The following is a 17,073-nucleotide window of genomic DNA, read 5'->3' as shown; positions in this document are numbered from 1 at the left end:
GCCCAAAATCTGGCGGCTTGGACGTAGCCGCCGAGACAGGCTCGCGGCATGCCCTGCCGCATGCCCGACGGCTCAAATTTGGAGGGCTCAATTGCGCTATGCCCCACTCCTGCATCTCGAAGGTCATGAAGCGGCGGTGCTTCACCGGTATAGCCGTGACCAGAATTGCGAAGAGGAAAGGCACTACATCGTCGGCCGGTTCAGTGCATGGATGAGGAGCCATCAGACTACCAATACGATTACGCTTCCAGGAACGCGCGGCGTTTACGCGCTCTATTTGCCCCGGCACAACGTCTACGAAGCAGAAGCCGGCGCAAGTCACCTAACCCCGGCCCAAACCAGCGGTTTTCTCGGAGAGTTCCCCCACGTCGAAAAACTCATCTGCCTTGAAGGTCGCAGCTATATCGTAATGACGTTTGAGAGATCAGCTATGGTTTGCCAGCTTAGCGAGTTGCTGGACACTCCGATCACACAGGACGTCGAATTCGACCGCGTCGTCGACCTGACAACGGTGCGGGGCTCGCGTTTGGTAGAGCTTGCCAACCTTGTCTGGCATTGTCTCGATGTTTCCGAAGAACATAGAATGCCGTCCGCGGCGATCGAACGCCTGTTCCAGGCCACAATGATCGCCCTTTTGAAGGTCGTTCCCAACAACTACCTTCCGCGTCTGTCAGGACCGGTTTCGCCCGCTGTGCCTTGGTATGTGAAAAAGTCGATCGAGTATATGCACGCCAATCTATCGCGTCCCTTGACCATCTCCCTGATTGCGCGCGAGACTGGCACAAGTGTCAGGGCACTGCAAATGGCGTTTCAGCAGTTCAGGGGCACGACGCCACTCAGTTATTTGAGAACAATCCGCCTCGAAGCCGCTCGCAAAACTCTGCTCGCCGACGCAAATATCGTCTCGATAACCGAGGTCGCACGGCAGGTGGGCTTCACCCACATGGGACGCTTTGCGGCATTTTACTCTCAGGCCTTCGGGCAGACACCGTCGGAAACGGTCCGAACGCGCTGATCTTCGCAGCGTGCCTTCGTTTCGATCTCGGGCGCCCAAATCCGCACAAGCTCAAAAGTCGTGCGTGTATTGAACTCCAGGCGTAAGCAGACCAATCCCGCTCTCTTTTGATGGCGTCCTGGCCCGATGCCGGATCTTCCATGATCAACCCATAAAGGGTCCGCTAGCAAGCTGCGGCCGCCTCCGCTTCGCGTCGCGGTGATCGCGCCCGGACCCCGTGCCTTTTGAGGAGCCATCGAGCGGGAATTGGCCCGCTCCCGAAGGAGCCTCTCACATGTCGCACGATCTTTCAATCGTCCAGTCCCACGCCTTCCAACTCTCCCGCGACCTGATGGTCCCGGTCACCCTCTTCGAGGTCGACGGCGAATACGGCGTCCTTCCGTCCGACGAGATCGACGCCGACGACGACCTGGCGGTCGTGCATGAGTACATGCCCTGGCCGGCCCATTGAGCCGGCTTTGCGCCCTTGGCGTGCCGCTTGCGAGCGGCAGGCCGCAAGGGAAGCTGCGCCGCGGCCCATTCAGCTTGCATGATCCGACAATTGCGCGTCCGCGCCCTTGCGGTCTTTGCTCTTCGCGGCCTGCCGAAAGGCGTCCGTGAACAGACGGGCAGGCAAGGATTATGGAGGCCGATCGCTGGGCGATCGGAAAGAAAATGAAAAGAAGAGAGATTGAAGCGCTGCGCGAACAGGTCAGTTGTGCGGCGGTGCTGGAGTACGCCGGGTTTGCAATAGACGCGAAGGAAAGCACGCGGCGGGCGGTCAAGTTCCGGCGCGGCGGTGAGATCATCATCGTCACCTATGAGGGGCGCGGATGGTTCGATCCTCTGTCTGAAGCGAAAGGCGATGTATTCCGGCTCGTCGAACATCTCGATCGTGTCGGATTTCTCGAAGGCGCCGAACGGGTTGCGGATCTCGTCGGGTTTCAGATCACGGAGCCGAAGTGGCAGCCCGCAAAGGATGGCGAGAGATGCGACCTCTCTCTTCCCGATCGTTGGCAGAGCCGCCGTCGTCCGTGGCCACGTTCGTCGACATGGCGCTACCTGAACGTTGAGCGTTGCCTGCCAGCCGTTTTGATCAAAGCGGCTATCAGAGCGGACCTACTGCGGGAAGGTCCGCACGGCAGCATGTGGGCGGCGCACCGAGATCATACCGGGGTTTTGACCGGTTGGGAGGCGCGCGGTCCGCAATTCCGGGGTTTTGCGTCCGGAGGAACCAAGGTTCTTTTCCGTTTCGGTTCAGACAGCGCGTTGCGCCTGGCCGTCACGGAAGCTGCGATCGATGCCATGAGTCTTGCGGCAATCGAAGCTTTGCGGGAGGGCACGGTTTATCTCAGCACTGGTGGCGGATGGTCACCGACCGCGGAGGCGGCATTGCGGGAGTTGGCCTCGAAACCGGGCGTCCAGATGGTTGCAGCAACGGACGCCAATCCGCAGGGCGACATGTTTGCCGAACGGCTGCGGACGCTTGCCGACGATGCAGGCTGCGACTGGACGCGACTTCGGCCGCCAGAGGAGGATTGGAACGAAACCCTGAAGATAAGGGAAAAGGAAAAGAGGGAGAGGACGGAAGGAGACGTGCCGCATGCGCGCCATCCGCGTCAAGGGAGGCTTCGCCCGGCGGAGCCGGCCCTTGACCCCGACGGTCGCGATACCGGCAGCGGGCAAGGGGTCATGAAGGACTGAAGAGGAAGGCAAGGTCGTAAGGACAGTGCCGCGCTTCGGCCCGAAACCTCCGAAGGAGCTGCAGATGAACCCCTCTCCCGCAATCCGAAAAGTCTTCCAGGGCGTCGCAAGCCGGCCGCAGATGTTCCGAATGTTCGACCGTCATCTACAGCGGCCCAACCGCTGGGAAGACGATGCAATGGCGCTCTATGCCGGCGAATGGTTCGAGATCGGCGAGGCCGAGCACGACTATATGTTCGAAATCCTGCCGCCGCTCTGGGTCCGCGGTTCGATGTTCGCGATGCGCGAGTTCCTGACCGGCTCGGTGACATCAGTGTTCTTCGCGCTCCGGATCGACGAGGCGATCCGCTATTTTCACGGCTATTGCGACCTTTCCGACAAAGCGTCCGTCGAGACCATGCGCCTTGCGATTATCGAGCGCGCGAGCCGCCCCGTCCGGGCCATGACACGCGAGGAGCGCCTCGAGCATATCTGGAGCAGCACAGCGGACGACTACCGCGGCTATGCCGGCGAGCGCTGGCCAGAGGTTTCGCGCGGCAAACGCACGGTGATGCTCTACTGCGGCAAAGGCGGCACGTTTCTGAAGCTGCTGGAAGACCTCAGCGAGGACGAGATCGCCGCCAAGCTGCCGGTACAACTGCGCCACCTCCCCGCGCCGATCGCGGCTTGAGAGTTTTCGTTTGCATCCGTGCGCGAAGAAATCGCGCTCGGCCCACGATAGCCGCGCAGCCCATGCAGGCGGCCCCCTCCACCCCTTCGCGTTCCTCGACTGTCGCTTGCGGCGGATCGATGACGCTTGTTCACAAGGAGCTTTCGATGAGCACCGATCCCTTCACCCTCGATATGTTTGGTAGCAGCGCTTTGTCATCAGGACTTGGTCTTGGCGTCACTGCGTTCGGCGGTTTTGCCGCCAACGACGACGAGCCCGATCCGACCCCGCCCTCTCCTGCGCCGGCGCGGGCTCTGCCGGCGACCAACGGGCTGGCCCCGCGAAAACAACGGCAGCATGCCAACTTCTATCTGGACGATGGCGACCGCGGGCTCGCCGCGACCTGGAAGGAACGCGCGCGCATGAATGTCGCGGCCATCCTCACCGCCAACGAAATCGAGAAGATGAACCTGCCGGTGACTCCAGCCGCGCAGGCGAGGCTAATCCGCTTCACGGGCTTCGGCGCCGGCGAGCTGGCAAACGGCATGTTCCGGCGGCCGGGGGAAACCGATTTCCAAACGGGTTGGGACGATCTCGGTAGCTCACTGGAAACAGCCGTCAGCGATGGCGAATATGCGTCCCTTGCCCGTTGCACCCAATATGCCCACTTCACCCCCGAATTCGTCATTCGGGCAATCTGGAGGGGACTGCAGCGCCTCGGCTGGCGCGGCGGACGCGTGCTGGAGCCGGGGATCGGAACAGGCCTGTTTCCGGCCCTGATGCCGAAACAGTATCGCGAACTGAGCTACGTCACCGGTATCGAGCTCGATCCCGTCACGACCCGCATCGCGAAATTGCTGCAGCCGAAGGCGCGCATCATCAATGGAGATTTCGCGCGCGCCGACCTCAATGCGATCTACGATCTTGCCATCGGCAACCCGCCCTTCTCCGATCGAACTGTTCGCTCCGATCGGCAATATCGTGCGCTCGGTCTTCGGCTGCATGACTATTTCATCGCCCGATCGATCGATCTCCTGAAACCTGGCGCCCTGGCCGCCTTCGTCACCAGCGTCGGCACGATGGACAAGGCGGATCGCACCGCACGCGAACATATCGCCAAATCCGCTGACCTGATCGCCGCAATCCGACTGCCCGAAGGCAGTTTTCGGCCTGACGCCGGCACCGACGTCGTGGTCGACATCCTCTTTTTCCGCAAGCGCAAGGCAGGCGAGTCTGAAGGTGATCCTTCGTGGCTCGACCTGGAGGAGGTCCAGCCAGCGGTCGAGGACGAGGGCGCAATCCGCGTGAACCGGTGGTTCGCACAGCATCCGGAGTTCGTGCTCGGCGATCATGCCCTGACCTCTGGTCCGTTCGGCGAGACCTATACATGCCGGCCTTGCGCCGGCGAGGCGCTCGACGCGGCGCTGACGGCAGCCATCGCTCTTCTTCCGGCAGCCGTCTATGATGGCGAGCCCACCACCATCGACGTCGATCTGGAAGACGAGCTCGGCGAGATCGTCGATCTCCGCCCCGACAATGCCAAGGTGCGCGAAGGCAGCTATTTCGTCGATGTCAGGCATGGCCTCATGCAGGTCGTCGACGGCGCGCCGGTCACGGTGCAGGTTCGCAAGGCCCGCAGCGGTGATGGAATTTCGGAAAAGCACGTCCGCATCATCAAGAAGCTGATCCCGATCCGCGACGCTGTGCGCGAGGTCCTGAAAGCCCAGGAACTGGATCGGCCATGGCGCGAGGTACAGGTGCGATTGCGGATCGCCTGGTCGAGCTTCGTCCGCGACTTCGGGCCGATCAACCACACGACCGTCTCGTTGACCGAGGATCCCGAAACCGGGGAGGTGCGCGAAACCCATCGCCAGCCCAACCTGCAGCCCTTCCGCGACGATCCCGATTGCTGGCTGGTCGCCTCGATCGAGGACTACGACCTCGAAACCGACACCGCCAAGCCCGGGCCGATTTTCTCCGAACGGGTCATCGCGCCCCCTGCCCCGCCGATCATCACCTCCGCAGCCGACGCATTGGCCGTCGTGTTGAACGAACGCGGGCGCATCGACCTCGACCATATCGCCGAGCTTCTGCATTGCGATGCGGATGCGGTTCTCGATGCGCTTGGTGACACTGTCTTCCGCGATCCGACCGATGGTTCCTGGCAGACGTCGGACGCCTACCTCTCCGGGGCCGTGCGCACCAAACTTGCTGCCGCGGCAGCCGCGGCCGAGCTCGATCCCGTCTTTGAGCGAAACGTCCGTGCGCTTCAGGCGGTGCAGCCGGCTGATCTCAGCCCGTCTGATATCACCGCCCGGCTGGGTGCACCCTGGATTCCGTCCGCTGATATCGTCGACTTCGTCCACGAGACGATGGGCGTCCAGATCAGGATCCACCACATGCCGGAGCTCGGCTCATGGACCGTTGAGGCCCGGCAGCTCGGATGGACGGCCGCCGGCACATCGGAATGGGGCACCGACCGACGTCACGCCGGAGAGTTGCTTGCCGATGCGCTGAACAGCCGCGTGCCGCAGATCTTCGACGTCTTCAAGGATGCGGACGGCGAGCGGCGGGTGCTGAACGTCGTTGATACCGAAGCCGCCCGCGACAAGCTGCTGAAAATCAAGACGGCCTTCCAGAACTGGGTGTGGACCGATCCTGATCGCACCGACCGGCTGGCGCGGGTCTACAACGACCGCTTCAACAATATCGCGCCGCGAAAGTTCGACGGCTCCCATCTGAAACTTCCGGGCGCCTCAGGCACCTTTGTTCTTTATGGGCACCAGAAACGCGGCATCTGGCGGATTATCTCGTCGGGCTCGACCTATCTCGCGCACGCTGTCGGCGCCGGCAAGACGATGACGATGGCGGCGGCGATCATGGAGCAGCGTCGGCTCGGTCTGATCGCCAAGGCGATGCTGGTTGTGCCGGGACATTGCCTGGCACAGGCTGCGCGCGAGTTTCTGGCGCTCTACCCGAATGCCCGCATCCTCGTCGCCGACGAGTCAAATTTTTCGAAGGACAAACGGGCTCGTTTCCTGTCCCGTGCCGCTACCGCAACCTGGGACGCGATCATCATCACCCATTCGGCATTCCGGTTCATCGCCGTCCCGTCAGCATTTGAACAACAAATGATCCAGGATGAGCTGGAGCTCTACGAGGAGCTGCTGACCAAGGTCGACAGCGAGGATCGTGTCTCCCGCAAGCGTCTCGAGCGGCTTAAGGAAGGGCTCCAGGAGCGGCTGGAGGCGTTGTCCACCCGCAAGGACGATCTGCTGACGATTTCCGAAATCGGGGTCGACCAGATTATCGTCGACGAGGCGCAGGAATTCCGCAAGCTTTCCTTCGCCACCAACATGTCGACCCTGAAAGGCATCGATCCGAACGGCTCGCAGCGCGCCTGGGACCTCTACGTCAAATCTCGCTTCATCGAAACGACGAACCCCGGTCGGGCTCTGGTTCTCGCCTCCGGCACGCCGATCACCAACACGCTCGGCGAAATGTTCTCGGTCCAGAGGCTGCTCGGGTCCGACGCTTTGCGCGAGCGCGGGCTGCATGAGTTCGATGCCTGGGCTTCGACCTTCGGCGACACCACCACGGAACTCGAAATCCAGCCTTCAGGCAAATACAAGCCGGTCAGCCGTTTCGCGAGCTTCGTCAATGTGCCGGAGTTGATTGCGATGTTCCGGTCCTTCGCCGACGTGGTGATGCCGGACGATCTCCGAGAATACGTGAAGGTGCCTGATATCTCGACCGGCAGGCGGCAGATCCTGACGGCCAAGCCGACGCAGGCGTTCAAGAACTACCAGACCATCCTCGACGCCCGCATCAAGGCGATCGAAATGCGCGAGGGACCGGCACAGCCCGGCGACGACATCCTGCTCTCGGTTATCACCGATGGGCGACACGCCGCCATCGATCTCCGCCTGGTCAACGCGGACAATGACAACGAGCCGGACAACAAGCTCAACCTGCTCGTCCAGAACGCCTTCCGAATTTGGCAGGAGACGTCGCACAGCACGTTTGTGCGACCGGACGGCAAGCCCTTTGATCTCCCAGGTGCGGCGCAGATGATCTTCTCCGATCTCGGGACCATCAATGTGGAAAAGAGCCGCGGTTTTTCCGCTTACCGGTGGATCCGGGATGAACTGATCCGCATGGGTGTTCCGCCCTCGGAAATCGCCTTCATGCAGGATTACAAGAAGACCGAGGCCAAGCAGCGTCTGTTCGCCGACGTCCGCGCCGGCAAGGTCCGCTTCCTGATCGGCTCGTCGGACACGATGGGGACCGGCGTCAATGCCCAGCTTCGTCTGAAGGCGCTGCATCACCTCGACGTTCCCTGGCTGCCCTCGCAGATCGAACAGCGCGAGGGCCGGATCGTGCGTCAGGGCAACCAGCATGACGAGGTCGATATCTTCGCTTACGCCACCCAGGGCTCGCTTGATGCGTCGATGTGGCAAAACAACGAACGCAAGGCCCGCTTCATTGCGGCAGCACTCTCCGGCGACACCTCGATCAGGCGGCTCGAAGATCTCGGTGAAGGGGCGGCCAATCAGTTCGCCATGGCCAAGGCCATCGCCAGCGGTGACGAGCGACTGATGCAGAAGGCGGGACTCGAGGCGGACATTGCCCGGCTCGAACGGCTGCGCGCCGCCCATGACGACGATCAATATGCAGTGCGCCGGCAGATCCGTGACGCCGAACGCGATATCGAGATATCGGAGCGGCGGATGGCGGAAATCGGCAAGGATATCGAGCGCCTCGTTCCGACTGCGACCGAAGCCTTTACCATGACTGTCGTCGGCGAGGCTTTCAACGAACGGAAAGCCGCCGGTCGCGCATTGATGAGGGAAATTCTCACTCTTGTTCAGCTCCAGCGAGAGGGCGAGAGCGTCATCGCATCGATCGGAGGCTTCGATCTCGTCTATTCCGGCGAGCGGTTCGGCAGGGACGATGGGTATCGCTACACGACCCTCCTCCAGCGCACCGGAGCGGATTACGAGGTCGATCTGGCGGTAACCGTAACGCCGCTTGGCGCCATCTCCCGCCTCGAGCACGCGCTCGATGGTTTTGACGGCGAGAGGGAGCGCTATCGCCATCGATTGCAAGATGCGCACAAGCGCCTTGCTTCCTATCGCTCCCGCGAGGGCGGCCTGTTTGCGTTCGCGGACGAGCTTGCCGACAAGCGCCGGCAGCTTCGCGACGTCGACGAGTCGCTGGCGGCAGCGGCACGCGAGGAATCCGCGGAGCCGAAAGCAGCTTGAGCTTTGCGCCAGTCCGGATCGCCGCGGTTCGCGGTATGGTTTTAGAAGCGGCGCAGCATGTGCATAGCTGCATTGCACAATAAATGGCTTTCGCTTGGTCAAAAAACGTTCATACTGCACACAGCTGATGCATTGGCGGTCTCCTCCCAGTTCCGCCGCACCAGCTGTTCCCCTCTGGAGGTTAATTGACCTTCACACTTCATGGGCCGCGGTCTTCCGCTGGCCCATTTTTTTGAGCTTATGTCGAGCTATTAAATAGTTACGACCGCTGCGGTCATAGCAGCGATTGCTGCCTGGATCTCCGCGTAGAGCTCGGCTTCGACCGTGCCGGCGTCGATCTCAACGACCAACGCAAATCTGGCAGACAGATTCTCTGGGTCGGGGATACCCTTCGCTTTCCACCAACCGGTGACGGGGTGAACCGCGATCAGATTGCGCCGCGCAAGATCCGAGGCTGCACAGGTGAGCTGGTCGATCTGCAATGAGCCGACATCCCTCCGGTTCGGTCCGAAATCCCAGCCATCCGGTTCATCGATCGCTCCTTCTTCCGTCATTTCGGCAATCTTGCTGATCCGCCGAATGAAGGCTCCTGCCCTCTCATTAGGCCGATTGAGCTTGAAGCGGAGATTATGGGATGCATACCGATATTTCGAGCCTCGCGCAGGCTCTGACGGGTTCGGCGACATGAAAGTGCTGAGACTAAGCCGAAGTTTCACCTGGGCAGCACCAAGTCGACGCAACTCCTTCACCGGCCACGGAAGCTCGAACAATTTGAGTTCGTTATGGATGTGCTCGGCATTCTTCGTCGTGCTCTTCTTGTAGGGTTGGATCGAATCCTGAACGATTAGCGTCAACGCATTGGAGGCACTGCGGCGTGCCCGATCCATGTCCGGCACACCATAACCATAGCGTTTAAAGAGAATCCCAAGGTCGGTCTTCGACGGTTGCGCCGGCACGTGGCTCAGCATCTGGTTGGTCCAGCGCGCAGACGATACGAAGATGGCCCGTACCGTCTCGGGCCAAAGATCAGGATAATCGGACCACAGCCCGGTGATGTCGCGTGAGGCAAGAGCGGTTGCGGCGCTGGTTTCGCCGCAGGTCGTGAACGCACGTTGCGGATACTGATGATCGGTGGTCAGGGGCGTAAGGGCCGGGTGCTTCATAGGCGGTGGCATGCCGTGCGTGAACCAGTTGCCACCCTCGTAGACGACTTCGGGTTTGATCGGCCAGTAGGACTGCCAGCTCGCGGTACGCGACGAAGGGGAAAGATCGCCAAGCGGCGCGACACAAACGCCAGGTTCGCCGAGCGGAAGCGTAACCTTTTCGGTATACGCGCCGACACTGATCGCATTCCAGGCTTGCGCTGGTGATTCCAGCTCGTTGTCCGGATTATCGGAGACGGCAAGGTAGTTGCCGCCCGTGAACGCATTCTGGTTGCTATTGCCGGCAGAAACCAGAATAAGCCTCTGTCGTCTTTGGATCCCGGATGCCCCCGCAGTGAGCTGGTCGACTTCGCTCGACCATGACGTAGGTGCACCGTCATGCGGAGTGTCGTCTTCCGTTGTGCTCGCGAGGCAGAATGTCCGCCTCCGCTCTGCCGTAGCCTCGACCGCATCAATACCTCGTCGCGTGACGGTTCCAAGCAAATGATGCGGATTGTGACCCGCATCTGGCATGATCTTTGCGGATTCGAGCCGGTGGCGAATGGCGAGCGGCAAAGTCGTCTGAAGTGCAGTATTCAAATCGCCGAAAAGCGCAAGGCCAGCAAGTTGTGTGCCGTGGCCGACAAAATCATTCACGTCCCAGCCGGGTTGGGCGGCGTGCCGGTCGCCTGCCGCAAGGGCGGGCTGGATCAGTGGATGGGCACGGCTGACCCCGCGATCCAGAAGCGTGATGTAGTTTGGATCGGGTTGAGGGACAAAGGTGGTTCGCCCGAGAAGATCATCGACCCAGCTATTTTGTTCCTCAACCGGCATCGCATCGAAGTCCGCGGCGGTGCGGGTCGGAGTGGCAAGGGCGTTCACGCCGCCGAGATTTCGGACGGCGGCTGCCAGTTCGACGTCGGTCGCGACCGCGATTACGACCAAATCTAGGGGGAATTCCAGCCTGTCCGTTCCAACGGTAACGCCGTGCTCCGCCGCACTAGCAAGGAAATTGTGCGCAGTGTTTTTGTCCAGCCAGACTTCCCAAGGTTTCTTGCCGGGTTCTGTCGAGAAGCGGTTCTGAGGGCTGCGCCATAGGGCGCGAAGGCCAGCTTCTGAGATCGCGCCGATGCTCTGTACCAGGTCCGCGTTCTTTGCAGGCTTGAAGGTTCCGTCTTCTTTGACCGGCAGCTCGCCGCCAAAATCCTCGATCTTCTTGCGAAGCTTCTGGAGGCCTTTTTCGGTTGCGAAAACTGTCGCTTCTCCGAGCGCCCCGGCCTGCTTCTCGACCCGCAAGAGCTTGAGCCCGCTGGCGTTCAGGCTCTTGGTGATCATCACCTCGTCGTGGCGGCCTTCTATCGCGAGATAGACACCCGGAAGGTTGACTTGACTGAGATCCGGAAGATGATCGAGCGCTGCAAGCAGCGCCTGAGCATGGGCTTTACGATCATTGACATCACTTGGATGTTTTGACGATCCGCCGGTTTTTGCTGCGAACGGGCGCGTTTTTCCTATTCCGCTCAGCGTAAAGTGGCGCCGGTCTCGAGCCATGCTTCTCCGTTCCTATGCCTTGCAGCGAGCGCCGGCGCTCGAGCGATGCCATGACCGCCGCCGTCTCGATCGCGCTCGTATCAAGAATGACGGCTCGCCGCGCAGCATCCTCTGCGGCGGCGATAACGTCCGCGGTCGACAAGCCGTCCGCACACCCGGCGATCTGGCTCCAGTTGATCTCGTCTACTTCAAATCCCCGCAGCCGCCGGCGCATAGCCTTTTCGATGGCACCCTCGTTCGGCAGATCATAGGAGAGGACGAGATCGAAACGACGCAAGATCGCGTGGTCCAGCAATTCGGGCAGGTTCGTAGTCGCAATGATGATCGACGGTCCGGTATCCTCGTCGAGAAACTGCAGAAACGAATTCAGGACGCGTCGCGCTTCGCCGACATCGTTCTCATTGCCGCGGCTCGACGCGAGGGCGTCGATCTCGTCGAAAAGGTAGACGCCGCGCGTCGTCTTGACCGCGTCAAAAACCATACGGAGCTTTTGGGCCGTCTCACCCATGAATTTCGTGATCAGACCGTGCAGCAGAACAGTGAAGAGCGGATAGCGCAACTCCGCTGATAAGGCTGCGGCCGTCAAGGTCTTGCCGGTACCCGGCGGGCCAGCGAGAAGAACGCGCCGTCTCGGCCGCAGGCCTCTCTCTTCGAGTTTCTCGGCGTGGTGGACCTCGACCACCAGATGTTTGAGTTCGTCTTCGATGACTGGAGGCACGATCACGTCAGCCATACGCGCCGTCGGATAGCTCGCTGCCAGAAAACCCGCGAGTTCGCCGCGCGGAGCGGCAAGCGGTGTCAGGCTTGGCCGCTTCTGCTCCGGTGTCGCCGCGCCGGCTTCCGCCCATTGCCGAAGCTGCTCGGCGAGGCGTCCATGACCCTTCTGCGATTCCGCGGCAGCCAACTGCATCGCAAGGTCGTAAAATCGATCCTTGTCGCCTTCAGCATGGCTCTTTACGAGCCCGATGATCTGTTGTGCCGATGCCATGGTCTAACTCTACGGTAGTTGCTGGATTTAGGAAGCCCAGCGCGAATATATAAGAACTTTCTGAACAGATTTACCTATCGTGCTCAACGCAACTCGTCCGAACCTTACGATTCAGATCGAGCGTATGGTGTAACGCCTTGCTTGGACAGTTGCTCGCAAGCCCATACCAGTCGAGCCACCCCGACGCCACCCGATCTCTGAAAAAGAAGAGGCGCAGGTGGAAAGATAAAAGGAAGAGGTAGGAGACAAAATGGATCGCAAGTCGGTCCTCACGCCGCCGCTGACGCTCAATTGCGGCCTCCTCATCCCGGCCACTCGCCCATCGCAGGGCGTGTAAGCCCCGCTCGTGCTTCGTGGCAGGGACGCTCGACCGCAATTGCGCCGTGTCGCCCGACGTGCAGTCCGGAAAGTGTCTTCTCAAAGAATGAAGACAGGAAGGGGCGGCAACGGGCCGCTCCACACCCGGAAGGAGCATCCCATGCAACTGATGAAGGTCGATCCGCGTGCGCTGAAGGACAACCCCGATAACACGCGCCAATCGAAGTCGACGCCGCAGGCCGACGCCCTGCTTTTGGCGACGATCAGGGCCGTCGGCGTGATCCAGCCGCCGGTCATTTTTCCGGAAGCAGGCGGCAACGGCTACGTCATCGAAGCCGGTCACCGGCGCACCCGCATGGCGATCGCCGCCGGTATCGAGGAAATCGACGTGATCGTCGTCGGGGCGGCCAACGACAACGGCGCCATGCGCTCGATGGTCGAGAACATCGCGCGCGAGCCGCTCAACCCCGTCGACCAATGGAGGGGCATCGAACGGCTGGTCGCACTCGGCTGGACCGAGGAGGCGATCGCCGTGGCACTTGCTCTCCCCGTCCGCCAGATCCGCAAGCTCCGCCTACTTGCCAACGTGCTGCCGTCGATGCTCGACCAGATGGCGAAGGGGGACATGCCCAACGAGCAGCAGCTGAGGACGATCGCGGCGGCATCGTCCGAGGAGCAGAAAGAGGTCTGGAAGGCCCACAAGCCGAAGAAGGGCGACACGGCGGCCTGGTGGCAGATCGCCAACGGCCTCTCGAAAACCCGCATGTATGCCCGCGATGCAAGCTTCGGCGACGAGTTTCGCCTGGCTTACGGTATCGAATGGGCCGAGGACCTGTTCGGCCCGGCCGATCAGGACAATCGCTATACAACCAATGTCGAGGCTTTCCTCGGCGCCCAACAGGAGTGGATGGCGAGCAACCTTCCGAGGAAGGGCGCCATCGTCGAGGTCAACCATTGGGGCCAGCCGGACCTGCCCAAGAAGGCCGAACGCGTCTACGGCAAGCCGGCCAAGGGCGATTGCACCGCGATGTATCTCGATCGCGACGGCAAGGTGCAGAGCGTCCACTACCGGATGCCGGAGCCAAGGAAAACCGAAGGGCGGCCCGGTCCCGCCGGTGACGCTTCGACGCAGGCCGATGACGACACCGATGTCGTCGGGAAGACCAGGCCCGAGGTCACGCAGAAGGGCCAGGACATGATCGGTGATTTCCGTACCGATGCGCTGCATGAGGCGCTCGCCCGGGCGCCGATCGAGGACGACATGCTGATGGCGCTCCTGGTCATGGCCTTCGCCGGCACCAATGTTCGGGTCGATTCCGGCGCCAACGACACCGTGTTCGGGCCGAAGCGTTTCCAGCGGCATGTGGCGCGCCTCTATTCCGCAGACGGAAGATTGTCGTTCGATATGGACAGCGTGCGTGTCGCCGCCCGCTCCGTTCTCATCGACGTGCTCTCATGCCGGCGCGGCATGTCGAACAGCGGCGTCGTCTCGCGCATCGCCGGTGACGCGATCGGTGCGGATGGTTTCCTTCGGAACATGGGAACGGAGGATTTCTTACTTTGCCTGACGCGTCAGGCGCTGGAAACCGCCGCCAAGTCGGTCAATCTCGTGCCGCGGGCACGGGTCCGCGAAACCCGCGCAGCGCTCGTCGATCACTTCGCGGCCGATACTGCCTTCGTCCTTCCGGCGGCGCTGTTTGCGCCTGACCCGAAGGACATCGCAGATCTCATGAAGCACGCCGATGATCTCGTTGGCGACGACAGCGACGGTGCTGAGGGCGAGGGCATCGATGTCGACGGGCTCGATCCAACGGAGACGGGACATGACGATCCCGTCGCCGACCCGGTGGGTGATGGCTCCTCCGACGACGAGGAAACCGCCTACGGGATCGCGGCGGAATAGCCGCCGCCCCATCCTTCTCCGCTTGATCTTCCGCCGCCGGTTGTCCCGGCGGCGGTTTCTTTTTCACCAACCGCAAAAACTCGAAGGAGGATGCGATGTCCGCGTCTCTGATTTATGACCTCGCCCCGATCGGCTCCATCGTTGCCTGGTCGGATGGTAGCCCACGACCGCCCGAGCGCCACAAGAAGAAACTGTCCGCTTGGCAAACGCGCAATAGCCGGGGCCGGCTGATCCGCAGGGAAGGCGAGCGCGGCCTCGGCGCTACCTGCCTGTCACCGTGTTTCACGCTGCATGAAGGCGATCTCGGCGCAAATGGCGTCATCACTGTCCGTATCCACCGGACCTTTTCGCTCGATAGCGGCCTGACGTTCAAGGTCGTCGAGCGTCCCGCGCTTGGATCTGTTCGCGTCTTCGATCGCCCCGGCGCCAATGCAGAACTCGTTCACCTCGCGGACAATCGGCAGGCGGCCGCGGAATGGCTCACCCGGCATGGATATCCGCATGCCGTTCTCGATGAGGTGACTGCCGACGAGGTTGCCGCCGATCATATCGAGGGGAGGACTGCGGCATGACGATGCTTCCTTCGCAATCCTTCGAAGTCTCCGCTCCTGACGCGTCAGGGGTGGAGTTCGGCAGAAGCGCCGACGGCATGGCCGTTGCGCGGGTGGGCGATCTCGTCTTCGCCATGGTTCCCGCCCGGGATGGTCAGTATTTCCTAGCCAGTGCCTGGCGCGAATCACGGCCGCTTGCCGAACTGAAGCGCGATGATTTCTATTCACACCACGGCTCTGTCGAGGGCGAAGCCGCTTTCCACGACCAAATGATCGAACAGGCCGGACACAGCCGCGAACTGCGGCTTCTATCCCGCCAGATCGTCCGGGTGACCTGCAGCACGCCATGGGGTCCGTCGCAGGGCGCCACCGTCTACGCAGACGGAATTGTCTGCCATACGACGGCAGGTCATGGCGGCTTCAGGCTCTCCGACGCCCGCAATGCCAAGGTCCACCCGATGCTCAGGACCGATGGCGGCTGGTATGAAGAGGATGCCGCCTGGGCAATCGTTGCGCTGACCTTCCCGGACCTGTTCACGACCTATGAGCGCAAGTGCGCCGACAAGACGATCCGCGACAGCTGGCCGGGTGCCTGGGAAACGATCTTCGGTCTGTCGCTCGCACCCGACGAATCGTACGAGAAGGACGCCCAGGCGTTCGCACGGGAACATGCCGGCGACTGGATCGTCATCGCGGCACTTCGTTCGGACCATCATCCTGGTATGACCGAGGTGATCGCCACCATCGGTGGCACGCGCGGCGAGCGGGTGGAAGAGCGCCGGTTTCTGGTGCCGAGCGACGAGTATGCGGTCGGCCGCTTCGGATTCATCATCGATGAGACACGGCATGCCATCTATGAGGGTTCCTCCAGCTTCGCCGCATGGCGCGGGAGGGCGGCATGATGTCCAATCCCAAGCACCGCGCCGCGCAGTTTACCAGAATGGAATCGGCACGGCGGCAGACGCAGCACCAGCTCGATCTGATCGACCGGCAGATCACGCGACGCATGACGACGATCATTCCCCAGCTTGGTCGCCGTCAGTCCGGCTATCGTAGTGGCAAGGCGCCGGAGCCAAGCGCCTTCCTCGAACGCTACCGGGCCAACCTGGCAGCGATCACCGCCGAGCGTCAGCCGGAAATCGATGCGCTTTCGAGAAAACTTGCCCGACAGGATGCGGCACTCGCTTCGCTGCGGGCGCGCCGGTTTCGGCGGCAAGGTCGTCATAACGACCCGTCCCGGAGGCAGGAAGCCATGAGCACGATCGGAGACCTGGAGCGAAGAGCAGGCATCGGCGCATCACCGGCGGAGCGAACCGCTTTCTGGCTGCAGTTCCATCACCTCGAAGGCGAAGCCTGCCTCAATGCCGGTGTCGCGGAACTCAGGCGGCTGATCGCCCTAAGGGAAGCACCGGCGGATCCCAGACCAAAAACGCGCACCGTTCGTCGCACACGCGAAACGCTGCCGCCTTTGACGTGGGAACAGGAAGCAGCACTTCAGGCCTATGCCGCCAGGCATGGACGGTGCTGGAAATCGATCCTCAACAACGCCTGGATGGGCGGGCCGCCGCATGATGACGGTGGTCTGCTGCGCGGGCTTCGCAACTCGCACGGTCCCACCTGGCTGCAATCCTACCGGTTGCCGAAGCCGGCCAAGTGATAGGTCGAGCGCTTGACGTCGGTGAGCTGGAAAGGCTCAGGCAAGCGGGCGGGCCTGTCGTTTTGTTCGAGGACATCATACTCCCGCCCCATGCCGGATCGCCCTTCGGTTTTGCTGCGGTCTGAACCGGCGGCCGTGCGCTTCAAGGCCGCTGTCGCGCCGCGGGGCGGCCGGACCCCGCCGTCCTTCACGGAGCAGGCTCGCGTGCTCTATCGAGGGCAGTTTGCCCTCCTCGCCCGCAAACCGGCTCCGCTCGTCCAGGCAGGGCCGGACCCTGAAGCGCCCGTCTTTCGTCGGTTCGGGGTGACCGCACCGAAGGGTGAGCCGGCATGGGGCCGGAGCCGTTCGGACG

At 61.9% G+C, this 17,073-nt stretch carries 11 protein-coding genes; 9 read left to right on the top strand and 2 right to left on the bottom strand.

Annotated elements, in window-relative coordinates; translation table 11 throughout:
• Positions 1–91 precede the first annotated feature (91 nt).
• The 5 genes from O8B93_RS11480 to O8B93_RS11460 all read left to right on the top strand — a co-directional run bounded on the left by O8B93_RS11480 (position 92) and on the right by O8B93_RS11460 (position 8,611).
• Complete coding sequence (locus tag O8B93_RS11480) at positions 92–1,015, top strand: AraC family transcriptional regulator (RefSeq protein WP_269710098.1); 924 nt, start codon at positions 92–94, stop codon at positions 1,013–1,015.
• Positions 1,016–1,289: 274 nt separating this feature from the next.
• The gene (locus O8B93_RS11475) at positions 1,290–1,466 is read left to right on the top strand and encodes a hypothetical protein (protein WP_269710096.1); all 177 of its coding nucleotides are present in this window, start codon (positions 1,290–1,292) and stop codon (positions 1,464–1,466) included.
• Positions 1,467–1,636: 170 nt separating this feature from the next.
• Positions 1,637–2,698: a DUF3991 and toprim domain-containing protein gene (locus O8B93_RS11470; protein ID WP_269710095.1), complete on the top strand. Its 1,062-nt coding sequence runs from the start codon at positions 1,637–1,639 to the stop codon at positions 2,696–2,698.
• A gap of 64 nt (positions 2,699–2,762) precedes the next feature.
• Positions 2,763–3,368 carry a DUF1419 domain-containing protein gene (locus O8B93_RS11465; RefSeq protein WP_269710093.1) on the top strand — a complete coding sequence of 202 codons (606 nt, stop codon included), beginning with the start codon at positions 2,763–2,765 and terminating at the stop codon, positions 3,366–3,368.
• Positions 3,369–3,514: 146 nt separating this feature from the next.
• Positions 3,515–8,611 (top strand): helicase-related protein, encoded by a 5,097-nt coding sequence (locus tag O8B93_RS11460; RefSeq protein ID WP_269710092.1) that lies wholly within the window; start codon positions 3,515–3,517, stop codon positions 8,609–8,611.
• Between the two features lie 251 nt (positions 8,612–8,862).
• On the opposite strand, the gene O8B93_RS11455 is transcribed toward O8B93_RS11460, so the two are convergent.
• Together O8B93_RS11455 and O8B93_RS11450 are read right to left on the bottom strand one after the other, a co-directional pair.
• A complete protein-coding gene (locus O8B93_RS11455) occupies positions 8,863–11,304 on the bottom strand; it encodes a S8 family peptidase (RefSeq protein ID WP_269710090.1) in 2,442 nt (813 codons plus the stop codon).
• Positions 11,210–12,292 (bottom strand): AAA family ATPase, encoded by a 1,083-nt coding sequence (locus tag O8B93_RS11450; RefSeq protein WP_269710088.1) that lies wholly within the window; start codon positions 12,290–12,292, stop codon positions 11,210–11,212. The genes O8B93_RS11455 and O8B93_RS11450 overlap by 95 nt, the downstream gene beginning before the upstream one ends.
• Positions 12,293–12,770: 478 nt before the next feature.
• Here O8B93_RS11450 and O8B93_RS11445 point away from each other — a divergent pair, with 478 nt between their 5' ends.
• The 4 genes from O8B93_RS11445 (at position 12,771) to O8B93_RS11430 (ending at position 16,721) form a co-directional block, all read left to right on the top strand.
• On the top strand, positions 12,771–14,513 hold the full coding sequence (locus tag O8B93_RS11445; protein WP_269710086.1) for a ParB N-terminal domain-containing protein: 1,743 nt from the start codon (positions 12,771–12,773) through the stop codon (positions 14,511–14,513).
• Positions 14,514–14,608: 95 nt separating this feature from the next.
• Entirely contained in the window at positions 14,609–15,085 is a 477-nt protein-coding gene (locus O8B93_RS11440) for a hypothetical protein (protein ID WP_269710084.1), read from the top strand.
• Positions 15,082–15,966: a DUF7007 domain-containing protein gene (locus O8B93_RS11435; RefSeq protein ID WP_269710082.1), complete on the top strand. Its 885-nt coding sequence runs from the start codon at positions 15,082–15,084 to the stop codon at positions 15,964–15,966. Before O8B93_RS11440 ends, O8B93_RS11435 begins: the two co-directional genes overlap by 4 nt.
• The gene (locus tag O8B93_RS11430) at positions 15,963–16,721 is read left to right on the top strand and encodes a hypothetical protein (protein ID WP_269710080.1); all 759 of its coding nucleotides are present in this window, start codon (positions 15,963–15,965) and stop codon (positions 16,719–16,721) included. Before O8B93_RS11435 ends, O8B93_RS11430 begins: the two co-directional genes overlap by 4 nt.
• Positions 16,722–17,073: the final 352 nt, after the last annotated feature.

This window comes from Martinezella rhizogenes (genome assembly GCF_027460065.1).
In the GTDB taxonomy this organism is placed as follows: Bacteria; Pseudomonadota; Alphaproteobacteria; order Rhizobiales; family Rhizobiaceae; genus Agrobacterium; species Agrobacterium rhizogenes_C.
The sequence above is the reverse complement of the archived record's forward strand: the minus strand, read 5'-3'. Positions and strand labels throughout refer to the sequence as shown.